At 34.3% G+C, this 5385-nt stretch carries 4 protein-coding genes; all 4 read left to right on the top strand.

Annotated features, from left to right (window positions below; all coding sequences use genetic code 11):
* The first annotated feature begins 131 nt into the window (after positions 1 to 131).
* Complete coding sequence (locus B3J44_RS00760) at positions 132 to 1187, top strand: sterol desaturase family protein (protein ID WP_286964967.1); 1056 nt, start codon at positions 132 to 134, stop codon at positions 1185 to 1187.
* A gap of 11 nt (positions 1188 to 1198) precedes the next feature.
* Positions 1199 to 1915: a thioredoxin domain-containing protein gene (locus tag B3J44_RS00755; RefSeq protein WP_286964965.1), complete on the top strand. Its 717-nt coding sequence runs from the start codon at positions 1199 to 1201 to the stop codon at positions 1913 to 1915.
* Between the two features lie 335 nt (positions 1916 to 2250).
* Positions 2251 to 3870, top strand: coding sequence for a sulfatase-like hydrolase/transferase (locus B3J44_RS00750; protein WP_286964964.1), 1620 nt, complete (start codon positions 2251 to 2253; stop codon positions 3868 to 3870).
* Positions 3871 to 3996: 126 nt separating this feature from the next.
* The gene (locus B3J44_RS00745) at positions 3997 to 5256 is read left to right on the top strand and encodes a YeiH family protein (protein WP_286964963.1); all 1260 of its coding nucleotides are present in this window, start codon (positions 3997 to 3999) and stop codon (positions 5254 to 5256) included.
* Positions 5257 to 5385: the final 129 nt, after the last annotated feature.

Below are 5385 nucleotides of genomic sequence, written 5' to 3'. Positions count from 1 at the left end.
TAATTATGAAACGAGTAGATTATGAAATTATAGGAAAAAAGATTGTCGTGGGGATAATCTTGTTTTTAGTTCCACTGGCTATTCTGGCTGGCGGATTAGCAGTAGTAAATAATTTTTTAAAGTAAGAGATCATGGCAATAGTTCAAAAAGAAAAATTAACTAGAGACTTAACAATAAGTTTCTTCATTTATTCATTGCCTGTAGTGGCAATTTACCTTTATTTTAAATTAACTGGAGGAGCGATAAGTCAGTCGCATATTACACTTCCATCATTTTTAGAATTTGCACAGCCTGTCTTTGCAAACATCAGAACTTGGGGATTAACTGTTTTTATGCTAGTTCTTGGTGTAATCGAATTTGCAGCTGGTTTGTATGATGACGAATGGACAGGCGAAGAACGCAAAATAGATATTGTTTGTTTCCTAGCGCCAAAATTGCTTTTACCTCCTGTAATTGCTTTTTTTAGTTTAACAGCTTTGCCTTATTTGTTACCAAATTTGGCTAACTCATTATCATGGGTTCCGTTTTGGGGAGGCTTTTTCTTAATTGCGATTGCAGACGATTTAACGCAATATTGGTATCATAGATTGCATCATCAGGTTCCGTTTTTATGGCGTTTTCATAGAACACATCATTCGGCTCCATACATGGGAATGGCAATGGCTTCTAGACAAAACTTTATTTATACGGTTTTCTTTTCTCAAATTTATTTAACAGCGACTTTAACGTATTTAGGTTTAGGACTTCCAGCTTTATTTGTTCTGGTAATCAAAAGCTTTATCACTTTGGGAGCACATTCAAGCATTAAATGGGATAAACCTTTTTACAAATACAAAGTGTTGCATCCAATTGCTTGGGTTTTAGAAAGACTTATTTCTACTCCAGCAACGCATCATGCACATCACGCTGATACAAGCGGAGACGGTGTTGGGCATTTTAAAGGAAACTTCGGAAACATGTTTTTTATCTGGGATGTCATTTTTGGAACAGGATTAATTACCCGTAAATATCCAGAATCGTATGGAACAAAATCATACAAACAAGAAGAATGGTACGCACAGTTTTTATGGCCAATTTTTAAATCTAAAAAAGAAGGAAGCTCACTTTCTGAAGGAGTGTTATCACTTCCTTTAAAACCTAAAGTAGTTACTGAAGAAACTCCTAAACCAGTTTTAGAACAAGTATAATCTTTTCAGATATGAAAAATCATTTCTTTAAAATCAGTATAACAGCAATTGCCCTTTTATGGGTAATTGCTGCTTTTTCGCAAAATGAAATTCATAATTCATTATCTTTAGATTCGTTTTATTCGAAAATAAAAAGCCAAAAGAATCCGCAGATTGTTGATGCGAGAACGTCCGAAGAATTTGCTTTAAACCATATCGAAGGCGCTGTAAATTTTAATCTTCAATCTGAAAATTACATACAATCTGTTTCAAAACTTGATAAATCCAAACCTGTTTTTATTTATTCTATCGGAGCAGGAAGAAGTGTTGCTCTAGAAAAAGAATTGCTAAAAAATGGTTTCTCAGAAGCTTACAGTTTAGAAGGCGGAATTGCTAATTGGATTGGAAACGGAAAACCTTTTTATTCTAATCTAAAAAGCAAATTATCATTGGCAGAATTCAATAAAATTATTGCCGATAACAAAACTGTTCTAGTAGACATTGGTTCCAAATATTGCGCGCCTTGTAAAAAAGTAAAACCCATTTTAGAAACCATCCGATCGGAATACGGAACCAATTTAAAGATCTTAGAAATTGAGTTAGAAGACAGTCCGCAGGTTATTGCCGATTTAAAAACCGTAAGAGTTTTTCCGACTTTGGTTTTATACGAAAATGGAAAAATTATTTTTAAGAAAGAAGGCATCAACGATTTAAAAAATGAGGTTGATGTTGCATTGGCTTCGAAATAATCTCGAAACTTTTTACACTTATGTAACCATAATATTGTCATTTCGACGAAGGAGAAATCTTCGCAAGAAGCTCTACAAAGATTGGATATTCGTTGCGGAGTTACTCGTGAAGATTTCTCCTTCGTCGAAATGACAAAAATGCGTGTAAAACTTTGACAGAGTTCTATAATCGTAATATTTGTCAGGCTGAGCGAAGTCTAAGCCCCACAATCAAAATCGCCAATCTTTGTAGAGCTTCTTGCAAAGATTTCTCCTTCGTCGAAATGACAAAAAATACGTATAAAACTTTGTCAAAGTTCTTGCATTCCATAAAAAAACAAACCAAAAACCATACTATGGCAACCTATAGAAAAATAACCAAAATTGCCCTTCCCATTTTACTTGTGCTTCTAATTATAGCAGCATTTTTATTCTGGCCAATTAATACAGACGGAACATTAGTCAAAGAAGATCAAAAACTTGCAAAAGGGAAAAAAGATTTTTTGGCTTCAAAACCTAAAGATTCCGTTTCCGGAAAAAAGACCAATGTCATTATTATCCTTGCTGATGATTTAGGCAAATATGATATTTCGCTCTACGGCGGAAAATCGACTCCTACTCCACAGATCGACTCTTTGGCTGCTTCGGGAGTTACTTTTACTGATGGATATGCATCTGCAGCAATCTGTTCGCCTTCGCGCGCTGGATTAATTACAGGAAGATATCAGGAACGTTTTGGTCATGAATATCAGCCAGGCGATCGCTATCCAAAAAACAATTTGGAATATTACGGTTTTAAATATTTAATTAAAACAGACAATTGGAGATTAAATGATAAAATCAATTATCCAAATGAAGCTTCAATTGCAACGCAGGGACTTCCAAAATCAGAAATCACATTTGCCGATTTGGCTAAAAGACAAGGTTACAGCACTGCAATAATCGGGAAATGGCACTTGGGTCACAACAACGGATTTTTCCCTTTAGATCGCGGTTTCGATTATCATTACGGGTTTTATCAAGCTTTCTCCCTTTATACGCCTGAAGATGATAATCCAGATATTATCAATCATCATCACAAAGATTTTACCGATAAAACGATTTGGGGGAAAGGACGAGTTGGAATTGGCCAAATTAGACGAGATTCTACTATTATCGATGAAAAAGAATATTTAACTGAAAAGTTTGCTGACGAAGCCGAAGCCTTTATTGATAAAAATAAAAATAAGCCTTTTTTACTTTATCTTCCGTTTAATGCGCCTCACACTCCTTTTCAAGTTCGTAAAAAATATTACGATCGTTTTCCGAATGTCAAAGACGAAAATAAACGTGTTTATTTTGCCATGATCAGTGCTTTAGATGATGCGATTGGAAGAATTCGTGAGAAAGTAAAAAAGGAAGGTCTTGAAGACAATACTTTAATCATTTTTGCCAGCGATAACGGCGGCGCCGATTATACTTTTGCCACTACAAACGCACCTTTAAAAGGCGGAAAATTTTCTCACTTTGAAGGCGGAATTAATGTTCCGTTTTCACTTTCGTGGAAAGGAAAAATCAAACCTCATACAATTTACAAAACACCTGTAAGCACTTTAGATATTTTTACAACAATTGCCGCAGCTATTGGTTCTGATTTACCTAAAGACAGAGTTTATGACGGTGTTGATTTAGTAAAAACAGTAAATGAAAACACAGTAGCGCACAAAGATTTATATTGGCGTTCTGGTGATGCAAAAGCGGTTCGAAGTGGTGATTGGAAATTAATAATTAGCGGAAAAACGCATGAAAAATGGCTTTATAATCTGGCTTCAGATAAATCGGAAACAAAAGATTTAGCACAACAAAATCCGCAGAAAGTAAAAGAATTAGAAACAGCTTTACAAACTTGGGAAAAGGGTTTAATTAAACCACTTTGGCCCAATCTAACTTACTATGAATTTGACTTTGGCAAACAAAAATACTTTGTCGATTTGTAAACTTTAAATATAAATACTCCTCTCCTGCAAGGTTTCCAAAACCTTGTAGGATTGTTTTTAACTACTCCAATAATTACTTAATACCGACAAGGTTTTGGAAACCTTGCAGGAAAGAAAAAAATCAAAATGTCAACCTCAACAAAATTTATTATTCACGAAGATTGGACCGTCGTAATTCTCGGTTTTCTCATTATCGGAATTTCACTTTTTATTTTTCTGCCAGAAGTTCCCATTTTTAAATGGACAAACGGAACAGATTTAATAAACAATGTTTTCGAAATCAAAAACCTTCAAACTATAGGGTTGCAATTTATTTATTTCCTTTTAATTGGAATTATCGGGACTTTTTTAGTTGGAAAATCAGTTAGGAATTTCATTCTCGCATTTCCAATAATTTATTTCCTTACCCTAATTGCGCTAATTCTTTCCGGAAATACAAAAATCAAAGCATTAAATCTGGAAGCGGTTATTTTCAGTTTAATAATCGGATTAATAATTGGAAATTTATTCAAACTTCCAGAATGGTTTCGTTCTGCTTTATCAACTGAACTTTTTGTCAAAATTGGCTTGGTTTTATTAGGCTCGAGTGTTATTTTTTCAGACATTCTAAAAGCAGGATCTTTAGGATTAATTCAAGCTTTGGTTGTTGTTTTATCTGTCTGGTATTTTGCCTTTTGGCTCTGCCGAAAATTAAAAATTGATGATGAATTGACTTTGATGATTTCGAGTGCTGTTTCTATCTGTGGCGTTTCGGCAGCGATTGCAACTTCTGGAGCCATAAAAGGAGATTCTAAAAAATTATCTTATGTAATTTCTATCGTTTTGGTCACAGCCATTCCAATGATGATTTTTATGCCAATGATTGCCAAATACTTTAATTTTCCTGAAGAAGTTACAGGAGCTTGGCTCGGAGGAAGCATTGATACTTCTGGCGCCGTGGTTGCTTCTGGAACTTTGGTTGGCGAAACGGCATTAAAAATCAGTACTATTGTAAAGTTTTCTCAAAACGTTTTATTAGGAATTGCTGCTTTTGCCATTTCTGTTTATTGGACTTATACGCACAACAAATCGGGAGAAGCTTTAGAATCAAAACCATCACTTTATGTCATCTGGGAACGTTTTCCAAAATTTGTTATTGGGTTTATTGGCGCCTCTATAGTTTTCTCTTTTTTCATTACACCCGAAACTCGAGAAACTGTCAAGGAAAGTTTAAAAAATATTCAGGGCCTTTGGTTTGCTTTGGCCTTTACAAGTATTGGTCTAGAAACCAATTTCAAAGATCTGCTTCAAAACAATAGCAAAAAACCTTTGATTACTTTCTTAATCGCACAGTTATTTAATATCATCATTACACTTATCATTGCTTTTTTACTCTTTAGCAAATAATTTAAAGAGAGCTTTAAAAACAAAATATAATACTATGAATACCAAACTAAAAAACATTTTACTTTCTTTCCTTCTCTCAGGAACAGGATGTATTTACGATTTAAATGCTCAGAATAATGCATCAAAACC

The organism is Flavobacterium sp. UBA4854 (assembly GCF_002399805.1).
Lineage (GTDB): Bacteria > Bacteroidota > Bacteroidia > Flavobacteriales > Flavobacteriaceae > Flavobacterium > Flavobacterium ginsengisoli.
This window is presented reverse-complemented; position numbering and strand designations above follow the sequence as displayed.

Coding starts and splice junctions, on each gene's coding strand:
- B3J44_RS00760 (WP_286964967.1), top strand. CDS start 132: ATGGCAATAGTTCAAAAAGAAAAATTAACTAGAGACTTAACAATAAGT.
- B3J44_RS00755 (WP_286964965.1), top strand. CDS start 1,199: ATGAAAAATCATTTCTTTAAAATCAGTATAACAGCAATTGCCCTTTTA.
- B3J44_RS00750 (WP_286964964.1), top strand. CDS start 2,251: ATGGCAACCTATAGAAAAATAACCAAAATTGCCCTTCCCATTTTACTT.
- B3J44_RS00745 (WP_286964963.1), top strand. CDS start 3,997: ATGTCAACCTCAACAAAATTTATTATTCACGAAGATTGGACCGTCGTA.